The sequence below is a fragment of the Stenotrophomonas sp. YJH_SMC_106-19 genome (assembly GCF_059368375.1).
In genome coordinates this window covers 196509-223306 of sequence record NZ_JCAFRQ010000005.1, presented here as the reverse complement: position 1 = coordinate 223306, position 26798 = coordinate 196509, and the positions used below count along the sequence as shown (strand labels likewise).

Annotated in this window: 20 protein-coding genes; 8 read left to right on the top strand and 12 right to left on the bottom strand. The window is 68.0% G+C overall.

Annotated elements, in window-relative coordinates:
• Window positions 1-68: 68 nt before the first annotated feature.
• Window positions 69-2471, bottom strand: coding sequence for a ribonucleoside-diphosphate reductase subunit alpha (locus tag AC5P5M_RS15190; protein WP_053518585.1), 2403 nt, complete (start codon window positions 2469-2471; stop codon window positions 69-71).
• Between the two features lie 571 nt (window positions 2472-3042).
• Between AC5P5M_RS15190 and AC5P5M_RS15185 the strand changes: the two genes are divergently transcribed.
• Entirely contained in the window at window positions 3043-3852 is an 810-nt protein-coding gene (locus AC5P5M_RS15185) for a DUF2884 family protein (protein ID WP_053518587.1), read from the top strand.
• Between the two features lie 67 nt (window positions 3853-3919).
• Here the strand turns inward: AC5P5M_RS15185 and zapE are convergent, their stop codons facing one another.
• Both zapE and AC5P5M_RS15175 read right to left on the bottom strand, forming a co-directional pair.
• Window positions 3920-5020 (bottom strand): cell division protein ZapE, encoded by a 1101-nt coding sequence (gene zapE / locus AC5P5M_RS15180; RefSeq protein ID WP_053518589.1) that lies wholly within the window; start codon window positions 5018-5020, stop codon window positions 3920-3922.
• Window positions 5017-5688, bottom strand: a complete 672-nt coding sequence (locus AC5P5M_RS15175) for an alpha/beta hydrolase (RefSeq protein WP_053518591.1) — start codon at window positions 5686-5688, stop codon at window positions 5017-5019. The genes zapE and AC5P5M_RS15175 overlap by 4 nt, the downstream gene beginning before the upstream one ends.
• A gap of 43 nt (window positions 5689-5731) precedes the next feature.
• Here AC5P5M_RS15175 and AC5P5M_RS15170 point away from each other — a divergent pair, with 43 nt between their 5' ends.
• Window positions 5732-6589, top strand: coding sequence for an EamA family transporter (locus AC5P5M_RS15170; protein WP_053518593.1), 858 nt, complete (start codon window positions 5732-5734; stop codon window positions 6587-6589).
• 136 nt (window positions 6590-6725) lie between these two features.
• Here the strand turns inward: AC5P5M_RS15170 and AC5P5M_RS15165 are convergent, their stop codons facing one another.
• The 3 genes from AC5P5M_RS15165 to AC5P5M_RS15155 form a co-directional block, all read right to left on the bottom strand.
• Window positions 6726-8171: an ExeM/NucH family extracellular endonuclease gene (locus tag AC5P5M_RS15165; RefSeq protein ID WP_495206105.1), complete on the bottom strand. Its 1446-nt coding sequence runs from the start codon at window positions 8169-8171 to the stop codon at window positions 6726-6728.
• 199 nt (window positions 8172-8370) lie between these two features.
• Window positions 8371-8889, bottom strand: a complete 519-nt coding sequence (locus tag AC5P5M_RS15160) for a c-type cytochrome (RefSeq protein ID WP_053518595.1) — start codon at window positions 8887-8889, stop codon at window positions 8371-8373.
• A 198-nt stretch (window positions 8890-9087) separates the two neighbouring features.
• Window positions 9088-9705 (bottom strand): TetR/AcrR family transcriptional regulator, encoded by a 618-nt coding sequence (locus tag AC5P5M_RS15155; protein ID WP_053518597.1) that lies wholly within the window; start codon window positions 9703-9705, stop codon window positions 9088-9090.
• A gap of 155 nt (window positions 9706-9860) precedes the next feature.
• Here AC5P5M_RS15155 and AC5P5M_RS15150 point away from each other — a divergent pair, with 155 nt between their 5' ends.
• The 3 genes from AC5P5M_RS15150 to AC5P5M_RS15140 are packed head-to-tail and all read left to right on the top strand — an operon-like array spanning window position 9861 to window position 14653.
• Window positions 9861-11024 carry an isovaleryl-CoA dehydrogenase gene (locus tag AC5P5M_RS15150; protein WP_495206104.1) on the top strand — a complete coding sequence of 388 codons (1164 nt, stop codon included), beginning with the start codon at window positions 9861-9863 and terminating at the stop codon, window positions 11022-11024.
• Window positions 11025-11033: 9 nt separating this feature from the next.
• Entirely contained in the window at window positions 11034-12644 is a 1611-nt protein-coding gene (locus tag AC5P5M_RS15145; protein ID WP_495206103.1) for a carboxyl transferase domain-containing protein, read from the top strand.
• 26 nt (window positions 12645-12670) lie between these two features.
• Entirely contained in the window at window positions 12671-14653 is a 1983-nt protein-coding gene (locus tag AC5P5M_RS15140; protein WP_495206102.1) for an acetyl/propionyl/methylcrotonyl-CoA carboxylase subunit alpha, read from the top strand.
• A gap of 6 nt (window positions 14654-14659) precedes the next feature.
• Here the strand turns inward: AC5P5M_RS15140 and AC5P5M_RS15135 are convergent, their stop codons facing one another.
• The gene (locus tag AC5P5M_RS15135) at window positions 14660-15829 is read right to left on the bottom strand and encodes a putative peptide maturation dehydrogenase (RefSeq protein WP_495206101.1); all 1170 of its coding nucleotides are present in this window, start codon (window positions 15827-15829) and stop codon (window positions 14660-14662) included.
• Between the two features lie 118 nt (window positions 15830-15947).
• Between AC5P5M_RS15135 and AC5P5M_RS15130 the strand changes: the two genes are divergently transcribed.
• Window positions 15948-16232: an NHLP-related RiPP peptide gene (locus AC5P5M_RS15130; protein ID WP_053518604.1), complete on the top strand. Its 285-nt coding sequence runs from the start codon at window positions 15948-15950 to the stop codon at window positions 16230-16232.
• A gap of 7 nt (window positions 16233-16239) precedes the next feature.
• Here AC5P5M_RS15130 and AC5P5M_RS15125 read toward each other — a convergent pair whose 3' ends face one another.
• The 4 genes from AC5P5M_RS15125 to aceB all read right to left on the bottom strand — a co-directional run bounded on the left by AC5P5M_RS15125 (window position 16240) and on the right by aceB (window position 23150).
• On the bottom strand, window positions 16240-18756 hold the full coding sequence (locus tag AC5P5M_RS15125; protein ID WP_495206100.1) for a putative peptide modification system cyclase: 2517 nt from the start codon (window positions 18754-18756) through the stop codon (window positions 16240-16242).
• A 16-nt stretch (window positions 18757-18772) separates the two neighbouring features.
• On the bottom strand, window positions 18773-19813 hold the full coding sequence (locus AC5P5M_RS15120; RefSeq protein ID WP_053518607.1) for a GGDEF domain-containing protein: 1041 nt from the start codon (window positions 19811-19813) through the stop codon (window positions 18773-18775).
• A 357-nt stretch (window positions 19814-20170) separates the two neighbouring features.
• A complete protein-coding gene (aceA, locus tag AC5P5M_RS15115; protein ID WP_053518608.1) occupies window positions 20171-21463 on the bottom strand; it encodes an isocitrate lyase in 1293 nt (430 codons plus the stop codon).
• 64 nt (window positions 21464-21527) lie between these two features.
• Window positions 21528-23150, bottom strand: coding sequence for a malate synthase A (gene aceB / locus AC5P5M_RS15110; RefSeq protein WP_180876417.1), 1623 nt, complete (start codon window positions 23148-23150; stop codon window positions 21528-21530).
• A gap of 109 nt (window positions 23151-23259) precedes the next feature.
• Here aceB and AC5P5M_RS15105 point away from each other — a divergent pair, with 109 nt between their 5' ends.
• Together AC5P5M_RS15105 and AC5P5M_RS15100 are read left to right on the top strand one after the other, a co-directional pair.
• Entirely contained in the window at window positions 23260-24228 is a 969-nt protein-coding gene (locus AC5P5M_RS15105; RefSeq protein WP_164151111.1) for a LysR family transcriptional regulator, read from the top strand.
• 308 nt (window positions 24229-24536) lie between these two features.
• Window positions 24537-25445 carry a LysR family transcriptional regulator gene (locus AC5P5M_RS15100; RefSeq protein ID WP_053520468.1) on the top strand — a complete coding sequence of 303 codons (909 nt, stop codon included), beginning with the start codon at window positions 24537-24539 and terminating at the stop codon, window positions 25443-25445.
• 86 nt (window positions 25446-25531) lie between these two features.
• Here the strand turns inward: AC5P5M_RS15100 and AC5P5M_RS15095 are convergent, their stop codons facing one another.
• Window positions 25532-26788: an MFS transporter gene (locus AC5P5M_RS15095; protein ID WP_495206099.1), complete on the bottom strand. Its 1257-nt coding sequence runs from the start codon at window positions 26786-26788 to the stop codon at window positions 25532-25534.
• Between the last annotated feature and the right edge of the window lie 10 nt (window positions 26789-26798).

Sequence of the window (26798 nt, the reverse complement as noted above, 5' to 3'; positions counted from 1 at the left end):
TGGCCCGGCGCTACCTTGTCATTGCGCAGCCGGGCCGAGCCCGGCTCCATCTACGGCACAGCGCGCGATTACTGGCAGGCCTCGCAGGCTTCCGGGTTCTCCAGCGAGCAGGCGATGGCTTCGTCCGGGCTGAACACCTTGGCCGGGGCCGCGTTGCTGACCGTGGTCTTGGCGATCTTGGTGGCCGGACGCGAGCGCAGGTAGTAGGTGGTCTTGATGCCCTGCTTCCACGCGTACATGTACATGGACGACATCGCGCCGATGTTCGGGCTTTCCATGAACAGGTTGAGCGAGGCCGACTGGTCGATGAAGGCGCCACGCTCGGCGGCCATGTCGATCAGCGAACGCATCGGCAGTTCCCACGCGGTGCGGTAGACCTCACGCAGGGTTTCCGGAATCTGCGTCAGGCCGGCGATGGAACCTTCGGCCAGCTTGATGGCATCGCGCATGTCGGCGGTCCACAGGCCCAGCTTCTTCAGCTCGTTCACCAGGTAGCGGTTGACCTGCAGGAAGTCACCGGACAGGGTTTCGCGCTTGAACAGGTTGGACACCTGCGGCTCGACGCACTCGTAGCAGCCGGCGATGGAGGCGATGGTCGCGGTCGGGGCGATCGCGATCATCAGCGAGTTGCGCAGGCCGTGCTCCTTGATGCGGGCACGCAGGGCATCCCAGCGCGCGGTGTCTTCCGGCACCACGTTCCAGGCGTCGAACTGCAGTTCGCCACTGGCGGCACGGGTGTCGTTGAACGACGGGTGCTTGCCGCGTTCCTGGGCCAGCTCCGTCGAGGTTTCCAGCGCGTGGAAGTAGATCGTCTCGGCGATCTTCTTCGACAGGGCACGGGCTTCGGCGCTGTCGAACGGCAGGCGCTTGCGGAAGAACACGTCCTGCAGGCCCATGCAGCCCAGGCCGACCGGGCGCCAGCGCAGGTTGGCGCGGCGGGCGGTTTCGATCGGGTAGAAGTTCAGGTCGATGACACGGTCGAGCTGGCGCACGGCCAGGCGCACGGTCTCGGCCAGCTTCTCGAAGTCGAACTCGTTGTGCTCGTCGAAGTGGTTGCCCAGGTTGATCGAACCCAGGTTGCACACCGCGGTTTCATCGTTGGAGGTGACCTCCAGGATTTCCGTGCACAGGTTGGACAGGTGGATCACGTTGCCCGGACGCAGGGTCTGGTTGCTGGCGCGGTTGCACTTGTCCTTGAAGGTCATCCAGCCGTTGCCGGTCTCGGCCAGCGTACGCATCATGCGGGCGTACAGCTTGCGGGCGGAGATGGTGCGGTTGGCCTTGCCCTGGGCTTCGGCCTGCAGATAGGCCTGCTCGAAGGCTTCGCCGAACAGATCGGTGAACTCCGGCACGACGCGCGGATCGAACAGCGACCATTCCTGGTCGGCCTCGACGCGCTTCATGAACAGGTCCGGCACCCAGTTGGCCAGGTTCAGGTTGTGGGTACGGCGGGCTTCGTCACCGGTGTTGTCACGCAGCTCGAGGAAATCCTCGATGTCGGCGTGCCAGGTTTCCAGATACACGCAGGCCGCGCCCTTGCGCTTGCCGCCCTGGTTCACCGCCGCCACGGACGAGTCCATGGTCTTCAGCCACGGCACGATGCCGTTGGAATGGCCGTTGGTGGACTTGATGAGCGAACCACGCGAACGCACGCGGGTGTAGCTGACGCCGATGCCGCCGGAGAACTTCGACAGCTGGGCGATGTCGCCGTACTTGGAGTAGATCGACTCCAGCGAGTCCTGCGGCGAATCGAGCAGGAAGCACGAGGACAGCTGCTCGTGGGTGGTGCCGGAGTTGAACAGGGTCGGGCTGGACGGCAGGTAGTCCAGGTTGCCCATGCGCTTGTACAGCGCCAGGGTCTCGGACACGTCCTCGCTCAGCGCGCTGGCGATGCGCAGGAAGAACTGCTGCGGGGTCTCGATCACCTTGCGGGTGTGCGGATGGCGCAGCAGGTAGCGGTCGTACAGGGTACGCAGGCCGAAGTAATCGAAGTTCAGGTCCAGCGAGATGTCGATCGCATCGTTGAGCTTGCGCGCGTTGGTCTGCACGAAGTTCAGCAGGCGGTCGTTGATCAGGCCGACTTCATGGCCACGGCTGACCGACTGCGAGAAGGCATAGATTTCCTGGCCCGACACTTCCTTGGCGATGTAGTTGGCCAGCAGGCGCGCGGCCAGACGGCCGTACTCGGGTTCTTCACCGATCAGCAGGGCGGCGGTGCGGATGGACAGCTCGTCCAGCTCGCGGGTGGTGGCGCCGTTGTACAGGCCGGAAATGGTGCGGGTGGCCACGCGCATCGGATCGACGGCGTGCAGGCCTTCGGAGGAACGCTGCACCGCACGCACGATCTTGTTCAGGTCCACCAGTTCGGTCGTGCCATTGCGCTTGGTCACACTCATCGCGTTGGCCGTCGGCGGCGACGTCAACAGGAACTCGCTTTCCTTTTCGATGGTGGCGCTGGTTTCGGTGGTCACGGCGTGTGTCCTCTTGGCGTGATGGGGTGGTTGCAGGTGCATCGGTGGCGCGGCCCAGGACATGACGGCCCAGGATGGCAGCTGGGCGTCGCAGGAGGTGAGACCTGCGCCTGCCGCTGCCGTGACGGTCGCCGACGGGTATCGCTGTGGACGGGGGTGCCGCGTGGCTCCCGCCTCTGCGCCTTCCCCGTTGTCCTTGCGACGTGGGGTCGCTGCGACCGATGGCCACAAGATAGTGGGGGTGGTGGGGTCCGTCAACGCCAAATGTAGTGAAATTCGGCAATCCCTTGCGCCGCAAGGATCGTGCCATCGGCGCCCGGATCGGACGCTTTGGACCTGCCGGAACGGGCCGCGCAGTCAAGACCGGAACGCGTCATTCCGGCGGTACAACGGCGTGCGGAAACAGAACAATGACAGCTTCACATGACAGTAACGGAATGACCAAGGGACAACCCTGTGGATAGAAGGTGGGCAGCCGGTGGGAATCCGGTGGACGGCGTGACTTCCGGCCGATGACGGACAGGCCGGAGAGGCGGACGCTGGGCTCTGGCGACTGGAAAAGGAATGTCCAATGGACCTGCGACTGCCTGCCCTGGCAGTGCTGTCGGCGCTGTGCATCATGCCGGCGCAGGCGGCCGACGCGCCGAAGCTGCACGCGGACCAGTGTGGCATCCGCACGGACTATGACGTGCTGGTGGACAGCGGCGGCATCTGGCTGCGACACGGCCCGCAGGCGCCGCACGAGGTGGTGTTCCACGATGGTGTGCTGAGCCTGGATGACACGATCGTGCCGGTCAGCGACGCCGATGCCGCCCGCCTGCGCCAGCTGGAGGCCGGCGCGCGCCGGTTGATGCCCGCCGCCACGGCATTGGCGCGCGATGTCAGCCAGCTGAGCTTCGACGCGCTCGATGGCGTCTACGAGAGCCTGACCGGCACCGCCAACAGCCGCAAGGTCAGGCGCCTGCGGCGGCAGGCGGATGACTGGATCGAGGGGACGCTCGGAAAGGGCTACTGGGAACAGGCGACCTTCGGCCCCGGATTCGAGGCGAAGGTGCAGGACATGGCCGAGACGCTGTCCGGCTCGATCGCCCGCAGCGTGCTCTGGCAGGTCTTCACCGGCCGCAGCGACGCCATGGAGGAACGTGCCGAGCGCCTGGATGCCGAGCTGGACCGGCGCCTGGAAGCCGGTGCCCAGCGTGTGGAGGCCAGCGCCATGGCGTTGTGCCCGCTGGTGCGTGCGCTGGCCGATACCCACGATGCGCTGGAAGTGCGTTACCAGGGCCAGCCGCTGCGGCTGCTGGAGCGCAGCGACAACGGCCTGCAGGTGTCGACCGGGCCGGAGGAGCGGCCGCAGGGGAACGCACTGGCGCCCAGCCGGTAACGTCGAGCTGCCGCTGCAGCGCCTGCGCGCGGCTGCCCTTCCGGCAGATCGTGCAGCTCCCGGGCCCTCACGCCCGGTGCGGGGTACCCAGGTATTCAGCGCTCTGCATCTCGATCAGGCGCGAGGCGGTGCGCTCGAACGCGCCCTGCAGGCGCTGGCCGGTGTACAGCTCGACCGGCGAGGTGCTGGCGGTGCAGACCAGGTTGACGTGGCGGTCGTACAGTTCGTCGATCAGGTTGACGAAGCGGCGCGCGGCGTCCTCGTTCAGGCGATCGAAGGCGGGAATGCCGCCCAGCAGCACCGTATTGAACTCGTGCGCGATCTCGATGTAGTCCGATGGGCCGCGCGGGCCTTCGCACAGGGCGGCGAAGTCGAACCAGGCGATGCTCTTGCCCCGGCCGCGGACCGGAATCTTGCGGCCTTCGATCTCAATGTTGCCGGCCTTGGCGGGCTGACCACCACTCAGTTCGTTCCAGCGCGTGGCGAGCCAGTCGTCGCTGTCGGCGGCCAGCGGCGCGCGGTACACCGGCGAGCGGGTCAGCGCGCGCATCCGGTAATCCTCCGTGCCTTCGGCGTACAGCTCGACGCAGAAGCGCTGCAGCAGGCTGATGGCGGGCAGGAAGCTCTCGCGCTGCAGACCATTGAGATACAGGTTCTCCACCGCCGTATTGGAGGTGGTGACCAGGGTCACGCCCTCGGCGAACAGGCGTTCGAGCAGGCGCGCCAGCAGCATGGCGTCGCCGATGTCGGTGACGAAGAATTCGTCCAGCACCAGCACGCGCAGGTTGCTGCGCCATTCCTGGGCGATCTTCGCCAACGGGTCGCTCTGGCCCTGGTGCTCGCGCAGGCGCTCGTGGACGCTGCGCATGAAACGATGGAAGTGGGTGCGGTACTTCTGCTTGATTGGCAGCCCGTCGTAGAACAGATCCACCAGGAAAGTCTTGCCGCGGCCGACTCCCCCCCAGAAATACAGCCCCTTGACCGGCTCGGGCTTCTTCCAGAACGAGGACAACCGGTCCAGCCAGCCGTCGTCGGCGTTGTCCAGCAGGCCCACGTGGATGCGGTCCAGCTCGGCCAGCGCCGCGTGCTGGGCGGGGTCGTCCTGCCAGTCACCCCGGGCAACCCCGGCCGCATACCGCTGCGACGGGGTCAACTCGACTGCACTCATGCCGCTGCGCCCAGCCAGTGCTTGACGCCGTGGGTCAACGCACCCCGCAGGTCGATCAGCTTGCGATGGAAGAAGTGGCTGGTGTCGGGCATCCGCACCAGCTCATGCGGAGCCTGCAGCGCGTCCAGCCACTGATAGACCGCCTGCGGGTCGACGATCTCGTCCTGCTCGCCCTGGATCACCAGCCAGCGGGCCGGTGGCTGCACGCCGTCGAAATCCCAGCGGCCGGCCGGCGGCGCGATCGAGATCAGCGCCTCCGGCTGCAGCGTGGCGGCTGCCTTCAGCGAAACGAACGCACCAAAGCTGAAGCCGGCCAGCCACAGGCGGTCGTCGGGGCGCTGGCTGCGCACCCAGGCGGTCACGGCCTTCAGGTCATCCTGCTCGCCCACGCCGCCATCGAAGGTGCCCGCCGAACCACCGACGCTGCGGAAGTTGAAGCGCACCGTGGCGATGCCCAGCTCGCGCAGGGTGCTGGCGGTCATGGTGACCACCTTGTTGTGCAGGGTGCCGCCCTCGGTGGACAGCGGGTGGCAGACGATGGCCACGATCGGCTGCACCGGCACATCGGCCTTGGGCAGGTCGACGACCACTTCCAGCGGGCCGGCCGGGCCGTCCAGTTCGAGGCAGGTGGTTTCGCCAGGGGCGACGGGGAACGAAGGCTTGTGCATGGCACCATGATACCGTCCCCCGCCCCTGCCCTGTGCCCGCCCCATGCTCTACCTGTCTTTGGCCGTGATCTGCAGCGTGCTGGTTTCGGTGTTGTTGAAGGTGGCCGGACGCCGCCAACTGGATGTTGCGCAGATGGTCACCTGGAACTACCTGGTGGCTGCGACCCTGACGGCCGTGGTGCTGCAGCCACCGCTGGATGCGCTGCGCGCGCCGCATGCCCCGTGGCCGTCGTTGCTGGCGCTGGCGGTGGTGCTGCCCTCGATCTTCCTGGTGCTGGGCCGCGCGGTGGCGGTGGCCGGCATCGTCCGCAGCGACGTGGCGCAGCGGCTGTCGCTGCTGCTGTCACTGGCGGCGGCGTTCCTGTTCTTCGGCCAGACCGCCACGCCGTGGAAGCTGGCCGGGCTCGGCCTGGGCCTGCTGGCGATGGTGGCCATCAGCCTGCGCCCGCGCGGCCCGGCGGTGGCGTCCTCGCCCGGTGGCTGGGGCTGGCTGCTGGGTGTATGGGGCGGCTTCGCGGTGGTGGACGTGCTGCTCAAGCAGGTGGCGCTGTCCGGCACGCCGTCGATGGCGGCGGTGCTGGCCAGCTTCAGCGTGGCCTTCGTGCTGATGCTGGCATTGCAGCTGTGGCGGCACTTCAGCGGCCGCAGCCGGCTGGCCTGGCACAACCTCGGCGCGGGCGCGCTGCTGGGCCTGCTCAACGGCGGCAACATCCTGTTCTATGTGCACGCGCACCAGGCGATGCCGGACAGCCCGGCCACGGTGTTCGCCGGCATGAACATCGGTGTGGTGGTACTGGGCGCGCTGGTGGGCGTGTTTGCCTTTGGCGAACCGACCACGAAGTGGAACCGGGCCGGCCTGGCGCTGGCAGTGCTGGCGATCGGATTGATCGCCTGGGGGTGAGTACGGCCCGGGGGTCGGATCCCATTCCAACGGAATGGGCTCTGACCCCACGTGCGGCCCACGCGTTCATGGCCCGGCGATGCATCGGGGTCAGAGCCCATTCCGTTGGAATGGGATCCGACCCCGGCGTTGGGCATTACTTGTCGAAGCCCAGCAGCAGCGGGTCGTGGTCGGAGCTGCGCCATGGGCCGGGCACATTGCGCCCCTGGTAGCCGCTGGCGTCCTGCTCGTCGGCATTGCTGTGCCATTCGGCGGCGCCCGCCAGGCGGCGTGCCATGGACGGACTCAGCAGGGCGTGGTCGAGGCGGCCGCTGTAGCCGTTGTAGACGTAGCTGTAGGGATGTTCGACCTTGGCCACCTTGAAGGCATCCTGCCAGCCCAGCGTGTGCAGCGTGCGGATCGGATCCTCCATCGCATAGGCGTTGAAATCGCCCAGCATCACCACATCCTTCACCTTCAGGCGCGCGGCTTCGGCCTGCACCCACTGGTTGAGCTGGCGGGCCGATTCGACGCGCGTCGCATTCCAGCAGCCCTGGCCATCGTTGCGGTCGGCGTCGGCACCGCTGGCGTCGCGGCACCCCTTGGACTTGAAGTGGTTGGCGACCACCATGAACGGTGCGCCCTTGCCCTGGAAAGCCTGCGCCAGCGGTGCGCGGCTGTGCTCGGCAAACGAGCCGTCAAGCTTGGTCAACGGCGGGCCCAATGTCTTGAACGCACCGCGCTTGTAGATGATGCCGACGCGGATGGGATTGGTGCCGGGGCCTTCGCCCGGATCGACCGCCACCCATGCGTCGTCCGGCCCGGAGTGTGGCCGGTCATTGAGCGCGGCCAGCAGCTCGGCAATGGCCGACTGCGGTCCGTAGCCATCGTTCTCCAGCTCCATCAGGGCGGCGATGTGGGTATCGAGCGCATTGATGGTGGCGACCAGCTTGGCCACCTGGGCCTTGTGCTCCTCCAGCGTGCGGGCACCGCGCAACGTCGGGAAGCCGCCGCCCTGGCCGTCGCCATTGAAGTAGTTTTCCAGGTTGAACGCCGCGATACGCAGGCTGCCAGGCACGTCCGGCACCGCCGGCCGCTGCAGTGCGGGCAGGCTCAGCGTGCCTTCCACCTGCAGCTGCGGGCGGCCCTGCGCGTCCACGCGGACAGTGCCTTCCACATTGCGCAGCAGCATGCCGGTGCGCAGCACCGGGTTGCCCGGCAGGTAGGCCACGCTGCCCGGATCACGCACGTCGCTGCCATCGTCCAGGACCAGGCGGCGGCGCAGGTTGTCAGCCATCACCTGTTCGATGCCGGCGGTGCCTGGCGCGGCCACTTCGGTCGGCTGCCACAGGCGACCGCCGAAGGCGACCGTCAGCTGGCCGGAGCGTTCCAGAGCGTCGGTGCCGGCCAGGGTCAGCGGCGCAGCGATGCGCACACGCTGGCCGTCCAGCGCGCGCCAGTCGGCCGGCGCGGTGGCCAGTACAACGGTGGAGTTGCGTGGGGTGGACGTCGCCGGGGCCGGCATGGCCTGCGGCTGGGCCTGGGCAAAGGCAGGTGCCGGCAGCAGCAGGGACAGGGCGAGAACAAGGGAACGGCGGCGCATCGACGGGCGACTCCACGGAAGGGAGGCACAGACTAACCCCGAAATACGAACGCCCGACTGCAGCCCGGCGATCGGCCCGGGTGGGCAAAGCCCCGGGGGCCGTCGACGACGGGATGGCAGCGCCGGGCCCATGTCCGGCAGCCGCCCGCGCAGGTGGAGCAGAGGCTGCCGAGGGCAGGCCCGGCGCTGCGGAAAGGCCCTACTTCAGGTTGCCCAGCATCCAGTCCACGGTGGCGTGGATCTGTTCCTCGGTCAGCGCCGGGTTGCCGCCCTTGGGAGGCATGATGCCGCCGTCCGGGCCGGTGTAGCCCTCGATGGCGTGCTTGTAGAGCGTGTCCTTGCCCTGCGTGATGCGCTGGTCCCAGTGCGCGCGGTCCAGGGTCGGCGCTTGGCCCACCCCGGTGGTGTGGCAGGCGGTGCACAGGTTGTCGAAGATGACCTTGCCATCGGTGGTGCCGCCGTAGGCCACCTGCGAGGCGGCCTTGGCCAGCGCGGCCGCCTTGGCCGCCGCCTGCGCGGCTGCACCGGTACTGCCGGCGTACACCGCTCCGGTCGGCGCGATGCGCTGTTCGGTGCGTTTGGCCGCAGTGGGCGACACCTCGGGCGGAATCCGGGTGTGCAGGAAGGCGGCAAGGAAGATCAGACCCAGAGTGATGGCCATCAACAGCGCGATCACCATGGAGAAGCGTTTCAGGAACTCCAGATCGTAATTCCGCACTCTTCGTTACCCCTGGCTGGTAGTCGTTGGACCACGGCTGAGCGACTGCGTGATGGGCCGAGTATAGAACGCGCCCTGCGCGCGACAACAGGCGTCAATGCTGGTGCGGCGCAACATGCCGGGGGCTGGGGTCAGATCCCTTTGCGCCGCAAAAGGGATCTGACCCCAGCAACACAAGCCACCGGGCATGGCCCGGCGCTACCGATTTACCGGTGCGCCGATGGCACGCAGGCAGAAGCTGCAGATGGCGTCGACCAGCGCATCCTCGTCGCGATGCGCTTCACGGCTGGGCGCAGTCGGGCCAACCATCGCTTCGGTGAAGGCGCCGACCAGGCACGCGGCCGCCACATGCGCATCCTGCGCAGGCAGTTCGCCGGCGGCCACGCCTTCCTCCACCAGGCGCAGGAACACATCACCGAAGGCACGGCGGCCGCGCATGCGCTCGGCTTCCACGTCCGGATCGACCGGTTCGACGATGAAGGCGTGGGCCAGCCCCGGACCCGCCAGGGCGCGACGCACGAAGGCGGCGATGGCCAGCCGCAGGCGCTCGCTGGCGGCCTCCGGGCCGCTGGCGATGCGTTCCATGATCGCCACTTCATGGGCCACCGCCGCGTTGAGCACCTCCACGAACAGGTCGGCCTTGGAGGGGAAATGACGGTAGATCAGGCCGGTGGAGACCCCCGCCTGGGTTGCCACGGCGGTCACCGGGGCGTTTCGCCAGCCGCCGGTGGCGACCCGTTCACGGGTTGCCAGCAGGATCCGCTCGCGGGCCCCGGCCAGGCGTTCTTCCATCAGTGCAGAGCGTTTGTAGGCCATGTTTTGATTTTGGTTTCAATTTTTGAATTTGTGTTCACTTCTTTCCCGAACCCCGTTACGCTGGGGCCTCGCCCGTGCCGGCGCGGTCCTGGAAACCATCGCCGGCAAGCCCTGGGTGCGTCCATCCCCCACTTTGCCGCCGTGGAGCCGCTGTAATGCACGTGCCATCCCTGAACTTCGATCTCGGTGAAGAGATCGACCTGCTGCGCCAGAGCGTGGCCCATTTTGCCGCCGCCGAGATCGCGTCGCTGGCGGCCGAGGCCGATGCGACCAACCAGTTCCCGCAGGCACTGTGGCCGAAACTGGGCGAACAGGGCCTGCTCGGCCTTACCGTCGAGGAAGAATACGGCGGTACCGGCATGGGCTACCTGGCCCACGTGGTGGCGATGGAAGAGGTCTCGCGCGCCTCCGGCGGCATCGGCCTGTCCTATGGCGCGCACTCCAACCTGTGCGTGAACCAGCTGCGCAAGAACGGCAGCGAGGCGCAGAAGCAGCGCTTCCTGCCCGACCTGTGCAGCGGCGCCAAGGTGGGCGCACTGGCGATGAGCGAACCCGGCGCCGGTTCGGACGTGGTATCGATGAAGCTGCGCGCCGACAAGCGTGGCGATCGCTATGTCCTCAACGGCAACAAGATGTGGATCACCAACGGCCCGGACGCCGATGTGCTGGTGGTCTATGCCAAAACCGACATGGACGCCGGCGCCAGGGGCATCACCGCCTTCCTGGTTGAAAAGGGCATGCCGGGTTTCTCCACCGCGCAGAAGCTGGACAAGCTGGGCATGCGCTCCTCGCCGACCTGCGAACTGGTGTTCCAGGACTGCGAGATTCCCGAAGAGAACGTGCTCGGCAGCGTCGGCGGTGGCGTGCGCGTGCTGATGTCCGGCCTGGACTACGAGCGCGTGGTGCTGTCCGGCGGCCCGCTGGGGCTGATGGCTGCGGCCATGGACGTGGTGATGCCGTACGTGCACGAACGCCACCAGTTCGGCGAAGCGATCGGCAGCTTCCAGCTGATCCAGGCCAAGATCGCCGACATGTACGTGGGCCTGGGCGCCTGCCGCGCCTACGTGTACGCCGTGGCACGCGCCTGCGACCAGGGCCGTACCACCCGCCAGGACGCGGCCGGTGCGATCCTGTACGCCGCCGAGAAGGCCACCTGGCTGACCGGGCAGGCGATCCAGATCCTCGGTGGCAACGGCTACATCAACGAGTACCCGACCGGCCGCCTGTGGCGCGACGCCAAGCTGTACGAGATCGGTGCGGGCACGTCGGAGATCCGCCGCATGCTGATCGGCCGTGAATTGTTCCAGCGCACTCTGTAAGGCCACCCCATGACCGTCCTGAACAGCCAGCTGCAACCGGGCAGCGACACGTTTGAAAGCAACCGCGCGGCGATGCAGGCCGTGGTCGACGATCTGCACGCCACCCTCGCCCGCACTGCCCTGGGCGGCAGCGAGGCGGCGCGCGCCAAGCACACCGCGCGCGGCAAGCTGCTGGTACGCGACCGCATCGACGCCCTGCTCGATGCCGGCAGTGCCTTCCTGGAAATCGCGCCGCTGGCTGCTCATGGCATGTATGACGACGCTGTGCCGGCAGCCGGCGTGGTCGCCGGTATCGGCCGGGTCAGCGGCGTGGAGTGCGTGATCGTGGCCAACGATGCCACGGTCAAGGGCGGCACCTATTACCCGATGACGGTGAAGAAGCACCTGCGTGCACAGGAGATCGCCGAGCAGAACCACCTGCCGTGCATCTATCTGGTCGACTCCGGTGGCGCCTTCCTGCCGCTGCAGGACGAGGTGTTCCCCGATCGCGACCACTTCGGCCGCATCTTCTACAACCAGGCCAACCTGTCCGCGCAGGGCATCCCGCAGATCGCCTGCGTCATGGGCAGCTGCACCGCCGGTGGCGCCTACGTGCCGGCGATGAGCGATGAAACGGTGATCGTGCGCGAGCAGGGCACCATCTTCCTCGGCGGCCCGCCGCTGGTGAAGGCGGCCACCGGTGAAGTGGTAACGGCCGAGGAACTGGGCGGCGCGGACGTGCACACGCGCATTTCCGGCGTGGCCGACCACATGGCCGACAACGACCTGCAGGCGCTGGCACGGGTCCGCGCGATCATCGCCCAGCTGAACTGGCGCAAGCCGGAACCGGCGATGGCGATGCAGCCGCCGGAGGAACCGTTGCTGCCGGCGCACGAACTGTACGGCGTGATCCCGGCCGATACGCGCAAGCCCTACGACGTGCGCGAGGTGATCGCACGCCTGGTCGATGGCTCGCGCTTCGATGAGTTCAAGCCGCGCTATGGCGCCACCCTGGTCACCGGCTTCGCCCATCTGAACGGCTACCCGATCGGCATCACCGCCAACAACGGCATCCTGTTCTCCGAGTCCGCGCTGAAGGGCGCGCACTTCGTCGAGCTGTGCACCCAGCGCGGCATCCCGCTGCTGTTCCTGCAGAACATCACCGGCTTCATGGTCGGGCGCAAGTACGAACAGGGCGGTATCGCCAAGGACGGTGCCAAGCTGGTGATGGCGGTCGCCTGCGCGAAGGTGCCCAAGTTCACCGTGGTGATCGGCGGCTCGTTCGGCGCCGGCAACTACGGCATGTGTGGGCGGGCCTATTCGCCGAATTTCCTGTGGATGTGGCCCAACGCACGCATCGGCGTGATGGGTGGCGAACAGGCCGCCAGCGTGCTGGCCACGGTGCGTCGCGATGGCATCGAAGCCAAGGGCGGGCAATGGCCCGCTGCGGAAGAGGACGCGTTCAAGGCGCCGATCCGCGAGCAGTTCGAGCAGCAGGGCCACCCGTACTACGCCAGCGCGCGCCTGTGGGACGACGGCGTGATCGATCCCGCCGATACCCGCCGGGTGTTGGCCCTGGCGCTGTCGGCCAGCCTCAACGCCGCCCCGCAGCAGACGCGCTTCGGCGTGTTCCGCATGTAACCCGCGCCATGACCGAGCCTGTCGCCATGTTCACCAAAGTCCTGATCGCCAACCGTGGCGAAATCGCCTGCCGCGTCATCACCACCTGCCGCCGCCTCGGCGTCGCCACCGTGGCGGTGTATTCCGATGCGGACCGCAATGCCCGCCACGTGCGCCTGGCCGACGAGGCCATCCACATCGGGCCGGCCGCCGCACGCGAGAGCTATCTGCGCGGCGAGGCCCTGCTCGACGCCGCACGCCGGAGCGGCGCGCAGGCGATCCATCCCGGATACGGCTTCCTGTCCGAGAACGCCGACTTCGCCGATGCCTGCGCCGCCGCCGGCATCACCTTCATCGGGCCGCCGGCCAGCGCGATCCGCGCGATGGGTGACAAGAGCGCGGCCAAGGCCTTGATGGCCAAAGCCGGCGTGCCGCTGACGCCGGGTTATCACGGTGACCAGCAGGCGCCGGACTTCCTGCGCGCGCAGGCCGATACGATCGGCTATCCGGTGCTGATCAAGGCCAGCGCCGGCGGTGGCGGCAAGGGCATGCGCAAGGTCGAACGCAGCGAGGACTTCATCGATGCGCTGGCCAGCTGCCAGCGCGAAGCCGCCTCGGCGTTCGGCAACGGCCACGTGCTGGTCGAGAAGTATGTCGAGCGCCCGCGCCATATCGAGATCCAGGTGTTCGGCGACAGCCACGGTGATGCGGTCTACCTGTTCGAGCGTGACTGCTCGGTGCAACGCCGGCACCAGAAGGTACTGGAAGAAGCCCCGGCACCGGGCATGAGTGCCGAGCGCCGCGCGGCAATGGGCCAGGCGGCGGTCGACGCTGCACGCGCCGTGGGCTACGTCGGCGCGGGCACGGTGGAGTTCATCGCCGGCCCGGACGGTGATTTCTACTTCATGGAAATGAACACCCGCCTGCAGGTCGAGCATCCGGTCACCGAGTTCATCACCGGTACCGACCTGGTGGAATGGCAGCTGCGCGTGGCCTGTGGCCAGCCACTGCCGCTGCGCCAGGACCAGCTGGCCATCCAAGGCCACGCGATCGAAGCACGGCTGTACGCCGAAGATGCCGACCGCGGCTTCCTGCCGTCCACCGGTACCCTGCGCCGCCTGCGCCTGCCGGCTGCTTCGGCCAACGTGCGCGTGGATACCGGCGTGGAGGAAGGCGACGCCATCACGCCGTATTACGACCCGATGATCGCCAAGCTGATCGTCTGGGATGTGGACCGCGACAGCGCATTGCACCGCATGAGCCAGGCGCTGGCTGACTGCCAGGTGGTGGGCGTGACCACCAATGCCGGTTTCCTGCGCCGGCTGGTCCACACCGATTCATTCGCGCACGCCCGGCTGGATACCGCACTGATCGAACGCGAGCAGGCCGCCCTGAGTGCCGTCGGTGACAGCGACGATGCACTGTGGCAGCTGGCCGCGGTCGCCGCGGTTGCCAGCACGGCCGACGCCGGCAGCGACCCGCGCGACCCCCATTCGCCCTGGCGCGCACAGGATGGCTGGCGCCTGGGTGCGCCCGCGCCCCGCGTGCTGCCGCTGCAGCAGGGAGAGCGCCGGCACGTGCTGAAGGTGTGGGCACAGGCCGATGGCTGGCGTGTGCAATGTGATGATGCGGCCCCGCAGTCGGTGCTCGGTCGCCTCGACAGCCAGCACCTGACGGTGCAGCTGGACGGCCGTCGCTGGTCACTGCAGCTGCTGCGCGAGGGTGACCAGCTGTATCTGTTCGGCGCCGATGGCCAGCACCGCTTCACCCTGCACGACCCGGTCGGCGAGTCGGAGCATGCGGTGGCCGATGCAGGCAGCCTGCTGGCGCCGATGCCCGGCAGGATCGTGGCCACGCTGGTCGAGGCCGGTGCCCAGGTCAAGCGCGGCACGCCGCTGGTGGTACTCGAGGCGATGAAGATGGAGCACACCCTGCAGGCACCGGCCGACGGCACAGTGAAGGGTTACCGGGCGAAGGCCGGCGACCAGGTCGGGGACGGCGCGGTGCTGGTCGACTTCGAAGCGGCCTGAGCCACGCTACGGCGTGATCCTGGCGGGCCAGACACGGCCCGCCGGGTCCATCTCCGAGGTCTGCATCGTTGCCGCGCGCCAGCCGAAGCCGCATACCGCCAGCGCGCCTTCCGCCATCGGCTGCAGGGCAAGCGCGCGCGCGGCCTCGGCCTCGTTGATGGCCGCCGTGACGAACGCGCCCAGGCCCTGTGCGGTGGCCGCGCTGTAGAACGCCTGCGAGATGTGCCCGGCGTCGAGCATGACCGCACGGTAGGCCTTGGCGTGGTTGCGGTACTTCCAGAAGGTGCGCTCGAAGCGGCACACCAGTACCAGCAGCACGTGGGCATCGGCGAACCAGTGCTGGCCCGCCAGCAGGCGCAGGCGGAACCCTGCGGGATCGTCGGGCTGCACCGGCAGCGGGGCCAGTTCATGCGCGACTGCGTGGTAATGGTAGAGCCCCGGCGCCAGGCCCTGCACGTCGCGCACCATCAGATAGGCTTCCAGCGGATGCAGGCTGCCGGCCGAGGGCACGTTCTTCTTCAGGAACCGCACGTCCGGATCGGTTTCCACCTGTGCCTGCGCCATCAGCACCTGCTGCAGCAGCCGTGCCAGCAACGGCCGCGGCAGCGCGCGGGTTGCATCAAAATTCCGGCAGGTGGCACGCGCCTGCAGCAGTTCCTGCATCGGATCATCATCGCAGCGGGGCAGCGCAAGCGCGCCGGGCTGGCGTGGCGGCGCCTCCGGCGGCGGATTGCCGAAGCTGCGGACCAGGTCGCGCGCGGTCACCAGCTGCTGACGCTGCATGTCCGCGCTGCTGTCCACGCCATCCCAGCAGGATTGCTGGTAGTGCAGCGCCGACAGCGGCCACCAGTGGCTGTCGCGCACGCGCTGCTCGGCCGCACAGGCCTCGGCATGGGCCGGATCGTCGCTCACCAGCAGTCCCTGCTGCAGCAGCGCCAGTACGCGGCGGCGGCAGGCCGCATCCTCCGGCATCGGCTGCCAATGCTCGGCGCTGCAGGCCAACAGCCAGGCGCAGCTGTCGGCATCGATCTCGCATGCCGAAGGCAGGTGGGCGGTACGCACCTGCAGCCGCTGCTCGAAGGTCACCCCGGTGCCGCCGGCCATCAGGTCGGCCAATGCAAAGGCCGGGCGTTCGACCGGCTCGACGAACAGTGTCCGGCAACGGCGGAATCTCATCGGCGTGCAATCGAAAGGCCTGCGGGGGCGCCGATCATAGCGCGATGCACGTGCCTGCCATCAACTTCGCACGATCGCCGCCGATACTTCCATTTTCCCAGCCCGTCGGTTGCACGCCATGTCTTCTTCACCGCTTCCCACCCACGTCGTCCAGCAGCTGCTGGAACGCCTGTCCAGCGACGATGACTTCCGCAAGGCTTTCGCCGCTGATCCGGGCCAGGCACTGCTCGATCTGGGCGCCGATGAAGACTGCGTGCGCGCCTGCCATACGCCGCTGGCCACGCTGGGCAGCAAGGCCGAGTTCGCCAAGGCCGCTCCGCGCCTGCGGGAGCTGCTGGACGCGCGTGCCTCGTTCACCGTGCCGTTCCTGTTCGAGGATGGCCTGCCCGGCCTGGATCGATAGACCGGCCTCAGGGCGCGGCCACCGTGCCCTTGTCAGGCATCACTGCGGCGGCGCGGCCTGCCGCCAGCCGCTGCACATCCATCGCGTTCAGTGGCAACAGAGCGTAGTCACCGGTGTCTTCAGCAAATGCCAGGCCGGCGTGGCGCTGCAGCCACGCCGCCTGCCGTGCGACCGCGGCCTGGTCGCCGCGCGCGGTCACCAGATCCAGCTGCAGCACCCGCCACTGGAACAGGTTCGCCGACGGCTGCTGCGCCAGCAGGTCCTGCGCCTGGTCCAGGTCACCCTGGTCGAAGGCCATGCGGGCACGCAGCAGGTTCCAGAGCTCGCGCAGACGCGGATCCGCGTCGCGCTCGGGCAGGGCCTGCAGCGGGTCCCTGCGCTGCATCACCACCGAGGCGTGGCCTGCGCGCGCGGCATGATAGGCCGCCGCCAGGGCGATGAATGCATTGCGGCGCGCTGGCGCAGGATGGCGACGGTCGACCGCGGCCAGCGCCCGGTCCAGCACACGCAGGTATTCCTGCGCCGTCACGTGGTCGCCTTCCTGTTCGCGCCAGGCCAGTGCCTGCAGCGCGTAGATCTCGCACAGCCCACCGACCGTCGTGCACTGGGCAGCCACCTGCCGCATGTCGGTGGCTGCCTCGTGCGCGCGCTCCTGCATGGCCAGCACCGCCGCGCGCAGCATGCGCGTCCCCGGCCCCGATACGGGCATCGCCGCAAAACCGGCATTGGCGGCCTCGAAATCACCAGCCAGCGCGGCGATCACCGGCTCCATGCCATCGCCATTCCAGCCCGGATGAAGGCGTGCGCCACGCAGCGCCGCTTCGGCTGCGGCGACTTCGCCACGGGCCAGCTGCACCCGCGCCACGAACACCAGCACCAGCGCACGCCGAGAATGCTGGCGGGCCAGCAGCGGCTGTGTTGCGGCCAGGGCGCCGTCATAGTCGCCCTGGGTGTACAGGATCTTGGCGTAGTTCATCCAACCGGCCGGGTCGTCCGGGTACAGCTCGGTCAGCAGGCGCCACTTGTCGGCGATGCGCATGGGCGGTGCACCTGCGAAATCCGCTGCCCACGCGTCCAGGTACAGCTGGTCGCGTGCGGTCAGGTGGGCACGCTGGCTGACCGCCTTTCGGTACAGCACGGCGGCCTGCTCCAGGTTGCCCTTGGCGTGCTGGATGGTCATCTGCCCCACATAGGCAAAGGCGAATGCGGGATCGAGCCGGGTGGCCTGCTCGTAGAACATCAGTGCGTCGTCGTAGCGGGCGGCCGCCGTGGCATCGACGCCCTTGGCGTAGGCATGCAGGGCATCGAGATTGGCCGTCGCCACGGTGGGCAGTGGTCGCTGATCGCGACCGACATCACGCAACGCTTCGCCCAGGTCGGCGCGCAGCGCTGCCACCACGTGGTCGGTGGAGGTCAGGATCGATTCCAGGCCTCGACCATCGGCGTAGCGCGTATAGACGGTCTGGCCGCTGTGCGGATCGACCACTTCGACACTGACCCGCACCTTGCCGTTGAGCTCGAGCACGCTCGGTACCAGCACCGCGCGTGCGCCGTCGCGCAGGGCCACCTCGATGGCCAGGCCTCGGTCGAGCCGTGCCTGTGGCGAGCGCTGCATCAGCTGCAGGGTGTCGCGCACCTTCAACTCGCTGAGGATGTTGACGAAGCGTGACTGACCCAGGCTGATGTACAGCGCCTGCTCCAGGCTGCTGTCCAGCTGCGGATAGGCGGTGGTGTTCTGCACCGCGGCCAGGATCACCCAGTCCCGTTCGGCGAAGGCGATGGCCGGCGCCGGGCGCAGCAGCATCCACAGCAGCACGCCCAGCGTCACCGCCAGCGCGGCCTCGGTGACCACAGCCGCGGGACGCCGCCACAAGGGTAGATCGCGCCATGCCTTCTCGCCCGAGCGCGGTCGACGCAGCGGCGCACTGCCACGCAGGCCGATCTCGAACACATCCTGGCGCTCGGTGATGCCCTTGAAGCGCCAGCGCCCATGGTGCTTCCAGCGCAGCGCCTCGCTGGCCCAGGGCAGCGTGGAGGTAGCGCGCCGTGCCATGTGCTCGGCGGTGGCCGACAGCAACACCTGGCCCGGCCAGGCCAGCTGCATCAGCCGCGCCGCCATCGGCTTGGCCAGGCCCTCCACCTCCACCGGCTTGGCGCCATGGGCCATTGCTTCGGCACTGTTGTTCCACAACAGCACGTCACCGACATGCAGGCCCGCACGCGCGCGCAGCACGATGCCGCGCTCACGCCCCAGCGCCTCCACCGCAGTCTGGTAGGCCAGGGCAAAACCGACGCCATCGATGGTGCGCTCGAACAGTACGAACAGGCCGTCGGAACGGTCGATCAGCTGCCCGTTCCAGCGCTGCTGCAGACCCAGCACCAGACGGTCATGCTGCTGGAACAGCTCGGCCGCCGCCACATCACCGATCCGCTCAACCAGCTGCAGCGAATCGCACAGGTCGGTGAACAGCAGCGCGCGCAGCTGCTGGTTGTGTGGCGCCGACGTTCCTTTGTCGCCCTTCATCACCGGTGTCTCCGCTCTAGTGCCCGTCCGGCGCGTCCACCCAGCGCAGGCAGTTGCCGCCATCGCGCTTGGCCTGGTACAGCGCTCGGTCCGCACGCGCATACCACTCGCTCCAGTCCGCATCCGGCGCCAGCAGGCTGGCGCCGATGCTCACCAGGCTCACATGGGGCGTGCCATGGCTGCGTTCGAGTAGACCATGCACCGCGCTGAGGATGAACTCGGCGGCATGCTGCACGATTTCGTGGGTGCCGCGCCGCAGGATGAGGCAGAACTCATCGCCGCCCAGGCGGCAGGCCAGGTCGTGTTCGCCGGCCATCGAGCGCAGGATGTTGCCCATGCTCTGCAGCACCCGGTCGCCGGCCTGGTGACCGTGCCGGTCGTTGATCTGCTTGAAGCGATCACAATCGATCAGCAGCAGGCCCTGCGGTGCGCCCTGCCCATCGGCCCGGCACTCCTGCAGGTACAGGGTCAGCCCGCGGCGGTTGTGCAGCCCGGTCAGTTCGTCGGTACGCACCAGCTCACGGGTGTGCGTGAGCTGGTGGGTGGTGATGTACAGATTGTCGAGCGCCGTTTCCAGATCGTGGTTGCGGCGCCGCAGCTGGCTGATCAGGGCCTGCTCGTTGGTCAGCACGCGCATGATCGTACGGCGCAGGAAGTAGGCCACCAGCCCTGGATCGGCATCGACCAGACGCTGGAAATCGGCCGGCCCCAGTTCCAGCACCTGGCAATCGACCAGCGCACGTGCACCGGCACTGCGCAGGTGATCGCCGACCAGCAGGCCCAGCTCGCCGAAGAACTCCTGGTGGCCGAGGACCTTGATCACCAGATCCTCGCCGAAATCCAGTTCGATCCGGCCTTCCAGGATCACATACATGCGCTCGCCACGATGGCCGCGCTGGAACAGCCACTGCCCGGCTTCGAGCCGGCGCGGCCGGCCGAATCTGGCGAACAATGCGACCTCGGCATCGGACAGCAGCGCATGCACGATCTCGGCCATCGCCACATGGGCGATACCGGTCGTTGCATCAGTGTTCTCGGCCGCACCCCTGCCGGTCATTCCCTGCACCCGCCGCCAGCGTCCCCTGGTGAGCCGCGGAGCATAGCACCGCTTTAAAGTGTGCGCCCTATCTCATTTTTACGAATCGACAGCCGGTAGGTGCGTGGAGACCGGGGGCTGCACCTTGGGAGCACGACTGTCCGTAAAAATTCCTGCCGGATCAAGCTGATGCCCGTCTTCACAGGGTTTGGGCCAAGTTGCGTGGCGAGGCGTGCGCCCGATTGACGCGGATGCCATGCGGGACCGGGCCGAGGGGATACAACAACGCCGGCAGGTCCCCCGACCGGCCGGCGTTGTCTGGCCCTTCCCTGGCCACCCTGAGCGGTGTCGGCAGCCGATCGCACGGCCACCGTTGGATCAGGCCGCGCGTTCGCTGTGGAACTGCTCTTCTTCGGTCGAACCGGTCAGCGCGGTGGTGGAGGACTGTCCCTGCTGGATCGCCTGGGTGACCGCGTCGAAGTAACCGGTGCCGACCTCGCGCTGGTGCTTGACCGCGGTGAAGCCGCGCTCGGCCGCTTCGAACTCCGCCTCCTGCAACTCGACGAAGGCGCTCATCTGCCGGCGCGCGTAACCGTGGGCCAGGTTGAACATGCCGTAGTTCAGCGCGTGGAAACCGGCCAGGGTGATGAACTGGAACTTGTAGCCATAGCTGCCCAGCTCCTTCTGGAACTTGGCGATGGTGGCGTCGTCCAGGTTCTTCTTCCAGTTGAAGCTCGGCGAGCAGTTGTAGGCCAGCAGCTTGCCGGGGAACTTCGCATGGATGGCTTCGGCGAACCTGCGCGCGAACTCCAGGTCCGGCTTGCCGGTCTCGCACCACACCAGATCGGCATACGGTGCATAGGCCAGGCCGCGGCTGATGGCCTGTTCCAGGCCGTTGCGGGTCTTGTAGAAGCCTTCGACGGTGCGCTCGCCGGTGGTGAACGGCTTATCGTTGCCGTCGATGTCACTGGTCAGCAGGTCGGCCGCTTCTGCGTCGGTGCGCGCCACCAGCAGGGTCGGCACACCCAGCACATCGGCCGCCAGCCGCGCGGCGTTGAGCTTCTCGATGGCCTCGCGGGTCGGCACCAGCACCTTGCCGCCCATGTGGCCGCACTTCTTCACCGATGCCAGCTGGTCCTCGAAATGCACGCCCGCGGCGCCGGCTTCGATCATCGCCTTCATCAGTTCAAAGGCATTGAGCACGCCACCGAAGCCGGCCTCGGCATCAGCCACGATCGGCTGCAGGAAATCGATGTCGTCCTTGCCTTCAGCGTGATGCAGCTGGTCGGCGCGCAGCAGCGTGTTGTTGATGCGCTTGACCACCGCCGGCACCGAATCGGCCGGATACAGCGACTGGTCCGGATACATCTGCCCGGCCAGGTTGGCATCGGCCGCCACCTGCCAGCCGGACAGGTAGATGGCCTTCAGGCCGGCCTTGACCTGCTGCATGGCCTGGTTGCCGGTCAGTGCGCCCAGCGCGTTGACGAACTCGCGCTCGTGCAGCGACTTCCACAGCTTCTCCGCGCCCAGCCGGGCCAGCGAATGCTCGATATGGACAGTGCCGCGCAGGCGCACCACGTCGGCGGCGCTGTAGTTGCGCTGGATGCCTTCCCAGCGCGGGTTGGTATCCCAGTCGTGCTGGATCTGTTCGGCAGTGGGCAGGGTGCTCATGTCTATCTCCAGTTCAGTGGTGCGTGCAGCGGGAAGGGAAGCGGCGTGGAAACGGGCGCGGGGATCAGTCGATGCGCGCGTAGGCCGGCAGGGTCAGGAAGTCGGTCAGTTCATCGTTGCGGCTCAGTTCGCCAAGCAGGGCGATGGCTTCGCCGATGCGCGCGCCGCCGGGCAGCGCCGTGGTATCACCCAGGCGTGCGGGCAACTGCGCCAGGGTGGTGTCGAGCAGTGCCAAGTCGATGGCAGTGCCGTCGTCCAGCTGCTGGCCCGGGGTATGCAGCCACTGCCACAACTGGCTGCGGCTGATCTCGGCGGTGGCCGCGTCTTCCATCAGGTGATGGATGGGCACGCAACCGTTGCCGTCCAGCCACGCGGCCAGGTAGCGCACGCAGACTTCGACATTGCCCTCGAAGCCGGCGCGGGTGATGGTGCCCGGCGGACGCGCGATCAGTTCGTCGCGGCCCACGCGCACGTCCTGACGCAGGACGTGGTGCTGGTTGGGCGCAGGCATGTGCTCGTCGAAGATCGCCATCGCCACCGGAATCAACGCCGGATGCGCGACCCAGGTGCCGTCATGGCCTGCACTCACCTCGCGCAGCTTGTCGGCACGCACACGCGCCATCGCCTGCTCGTTGGCAGCGGCGTCGTTGTTGATCGGAATCTGCGCCGCCATGCCGCCCATCGCATGTGCCCCCCGGCGGTGGCACGTCTGGATCAGCAGTTCCGAATACGCCTTCAGGAACGGCTGGGTCATGGTCACCTGGCCGCGCTCGGGCAGCACGCGGTCGGCGTGGCGGCGGAAGGTCTTCAGGTAAGAGAAGATGTAGTCCCAGCGCCCGCAGTTCAGGCCGACGATGCGGTCGCGCAGCGCGTGCAGGATCTCGTCCATCTCGAACACCGCCGGCAGCGTTTCGATCAGCACGGTCACCTTGATCTGCCCGTGCGGCAGGCCCAGCATGCCTTCGATGTGCGACAGCGCGGTCTCCCACAGGGCCGCCTCTTCCATGCTCTGCAGCTTGGGCAGGTAGAAGTACGGGCCACGATCCTTGCGCTGCAGCGTGCGGGCGTTGTGGAAGGCGAACACCGCCGCGTCGAACAGCCCACCGGCCAGGAACTGGCCATCGATGCGGACGTGCTTCTCGTCCAGATGCCAGCCACGCGGGCGCACGATCAGCACGGCCTGCTCGTCGTACGGGCGCAGGGTGTAGTGCTTGCCGTTGGCCGCGGTGAACTCCAGGTCACCACGCACCGCAGCGGCCAGCGACTGCTGCCCGGCCAGCAGGTTGCGCCAGGTCGGCGAGGTCGAATCCTCGAAGTCGGCCATGAACACCTTGGCGCCGGAGTTCAGCGCGTTGATGACCATCTTCGGATCGGTCGGGCCGGTGATCTCGACGCGGCGGTCCTGCAGCGCGGCCGGCAGCGGTGCGACGGTCCAGTCGCCGCTGCGGATCGCGGCGGTGTCCTCACGGAAGTCCGGCAGGCCGCCGCGGTCGAAGAACGCCTGGCGCTCACGGCGAGCCTGCAGCCGCGCCTGCCGACCCGGCTCCACCGCCCGGTGCAGCGACACCAGCAGGGCCAGCAGCGGCGCCGGCAGCAGGGTGTCCTGGCCGGCCACCCGGGTCGCCAGGGCGATGCCGGGCGTGGCCTTGGTGGCGGGGGAGGGAACAGCGGAAGCGACGGCGGACATGGGACGACTCCAGCAGTGGGGAACGTCTCCACCGTGCCGCTGGCGCTCAGTATTTGGCAAAACAGTTTTTGCAATGCTTTACATAAATTGTGCTAATACTCGTTACGCCATGACCACGCGCAGCTCGCCAAGTCCTCGTTTTTCCTACAAATCCGACCGCCTGAAGCCCTTGCGTGCGTTCTGCCAGACCGTGCGTCTGGGTTCAGTCTCACGGGCGGCTGAGGCGCTTTTCGTCAGCCAGCCGGCCATCAGCCTGCAATTGCAGGCGCTGGAGCGGGAGCTGGGCGTACCGCTGTTCGAGCGCAGCGGCCGCCGCCTGGTGCCCAGCCGCGAGGGCCAGCTGCTGTACGAAATGGCGCAACCGCTGGTGGAGAGCCTGGACGGGCTGGAGGCGCGCTTCCGCGACAAGGTGCGCGGGCTGGATGCGGGCGAACTGAACATCGCGGCCAACAGTTCGACCATCCTGTACCTGCTGCCGAAGATCGTCGAGCGCTTCCGCATGCATCACCCGGACGTGCGCCTGACCCTGCACAACGCGATCAGCGCGGACGGCACCGACCTGCTGCGCGAGGACGCCGCTGACCTTGCCATCGGCTCGATGACCGACGTGCCCGCCGACCTCAGCTACGCCCCGGCCTATCGTTTCGAGCAGGTGCTGATCGCGCCGCATGACCATCCGCTGGCCCGGGGCGCGGAGCTGGAGCTGGCCGACATCGCCCGCTATCCGCTGGTGCTGCCGCCGAAGCGGCAGATCACCTACCGTCTGGTCGACCAGGTGTTCCAGCGCCATCGCATCGCGTACACCGTCGCCCTCGAGGTGGGCGGCTGGGAAGTAATCAAGCAGTACGTGGCGATGGGCATGGGTATTTCCATCGTGCCGGCGCTGTGCCTGAACGAGGCCGACCACGAGCGGCTGGCGGCGCGGTCGATGAAGCGCTGGTTCCCGGAGCGCAGCTATGGCGTGATCGTGCGCCGCGGCAAGGCGCTGTCGGCGCAGGCACGAGCGTTCATCGAGCTGATCCAGCCGGAACTGTTCAGTCCGCGCGATTACGACCAGAGCGGGCATTCCGAGCGGTGAGGGGGTTCTGGTTTGCAGGGCTGCCGCCCTGCATCTGCCGAAGCCTCAAGCCGAAGCAACGGCAACAGCTGGCTATGTGTGGGACGGCGGGGTGGGTCCGGTTGCGGGGGACGCCGTAAACCCGTCCATGGGGGCTTGGTCGCGGCATCCATGCCGCTCACACCCCCGCAACCGGACCCACCCCGCCTTCGACAGTTTCCCTCTGCTGTTTAGTGCCAGCTGCTGTTGGCGGGTGCCGACCGTTGGTCGGCACGGGGTCGGATCCAACCTCTGATTCATTTCCGGCCGGCGATGAATAGACTAGGCGCATGTCCATCGAACTGCGCCACCTGCGCTATTTCCTTGCCGTTGCCGAGACCCTGCACTTCGGCCAGGCGGCCGAGCGGCTGGGCATGTCGCAGCCGCCGCTCAGCCAGCAGATCCGCCAGCTGGAGGACCTGATCGGGGCGCGCCTGTTCGTGCGCAGCCATCGCCGCGTGCAGCTGACGCCTGCCGGTGAACTGCTGCAGGAGCGCGCGCGGGCCATCGTGCAGCAGGTGGAGACGGCAGTGGACGAGGTGCAGCGCGCACAGCGCGGCGAACAGGGTGAGCTGCATATCGGGCTGACCCGGGCCACACCGCTGTCGCCGCAGATTCCGCGCTCGATCCTGCGCTACCGCCAGCAGTATCCGCAGGTGCGGCTGCAACTGAGCGAGATGAACACGCTGCAGCAGATCGACGCCCTGCTCGACGGTTCACTGGACGTGGGCATCATCCGCAAGCGCGCGCTGCCGCCGGAACTGGTTGCGCACAGCCTGTTCGTCGATCCGCTGGCGTTGATCGTGCATGCCGACCACCCTGCCCTGCGCCGGCTCCCGGAACAGGGAACGCTGTCGCTGCGTGCGTTCGCGCAGGAACCGTTCGTGGCCTTTCGACGCAGTGCCGGCGCCGGCATCCATGACCACATGATCGCGCTGTGCGCGGCTGCCGGATTCACTCCACGCATCGTGCAGGAAGCCGGTGAGGCGTCCACGCTGATCAGCCTGGCGGCGGCTGGCCTGGGTGCGGCGATCCTGCCGTCCTCGTGCGACCACATCCGGGTGGAAGGCGCGCGCTTTGTCGCGCTGGCCGATGCCGGCGCGCACTCGGAAGTGCAGCTGGCATGGCGCCGTGAGGGAGTGACGCCGCTGATCCGCAACTTCGCCGGCCTGCTGCGCGGCGCATTCGCCGAAGAGTGAAGCGCCGCGCTGCGCGCTCGCCGGGCATGGCCCGGCGCTACCCGGTCAGGGTCGAAACGGTAGCGCCGGGCCATGCCCGGCGAGCATCAGGCCGTCACCGGCTGCGGGGCGCGCTGCTGCAACGCCCAGACGATGCCACCGCCAAGCAGGGTCAGCACTGCCGCGAACGCGCACACCCCCAGCCAGTCCCACGCGGCGTAGGCAAGCCCGCCCACACCGCCCAGCACGCTCGACCCCAGGTAGTAGGCGAACAGATACAGTGCCGAGGCTTCCGCGCGCATCATGCCCGCCCGGCTGCCGACCCAGCTGCTGGCGACCGAATGACCGCCGAAGAAGCCGAAGGTCACCAGCGCGATGCCCAGCGCCATCGTGGTCAGCCACGGCATCGCCAGCAGCGCGATGCCGGCACCGATAAGCACGAAGGAGATCGACAGGACGCGCCCACGGCCGTACCGCGTGGCCTGTTGGCCCATCCATGCCGAGCTGAACGTACCGACCAGGTAGACGCTGAAGATCAGCCCGACCACGGTCTGGCTGAGGTGGTACGGCGGCGCCAGCAGGTGATAGCCGAGGTAGTTGTAGAGGGTGACGAATACGCCCATCAACACGAAGGAGGTGGCGAACAGCCACGGCAGGCCGGGATCGGCGAACAACGTGCGCCAGCGCGACGGCAGCTGGCGCAGGCCGCCGCGACGGGCCTGGAAATGCCGCGATGGCGGCAGCTGCAGCCACAGCAACACGGTGCTGGCCACGGCGATGATCGAGACCACGCCGATGCCCCAGCGCCACCCCCAATGGTCGGCGATGATGCCGGCGAGCAGGCGCCCGCTCATGCCACCGATCGCGTTGCCGCCGATGTACAGGCCCATCGCCAGGCCCAGTGCGCGGCTGTCCATTTCTTCGACCAGATAGGTCATCGCCACCGCCGGCACGCCACTCAGGGCCAGGCCCAGCAGGGTGCGCAGCACCAGCAGCGTGGTCCAGTCATCGACCAGGGCGGTACTCAGCGAGAGGACGGCCGAGGCCAGCAGGGCGACGATCATCAACGGCCTGCGGCCCACGGCGTCGGACAGCAGCCCGGCCAGCAGCATCGCCACGGCCAGCGTGCCGGTGGTCAGTGACAGCGACATCGCGCTGCCGGCGGCGGAGACGCCGAAGTGGCGGCTGAACTCGGGCAGCAACGGCTGCACCGTGTACAGCAGGCCAAAGGTGGAGAAGCCGGCCAGGAACAGCGCGACCGCCGTGCGGCGGAACGCTGGCGTGCCCTGCTGGATGCGCGTCTCGGGGCTGGAATCGGCAGGAGGGAAGCGACGTTCGGGGGCCGCGGCGGTTTCGCCAGTCATGGGATCGAAG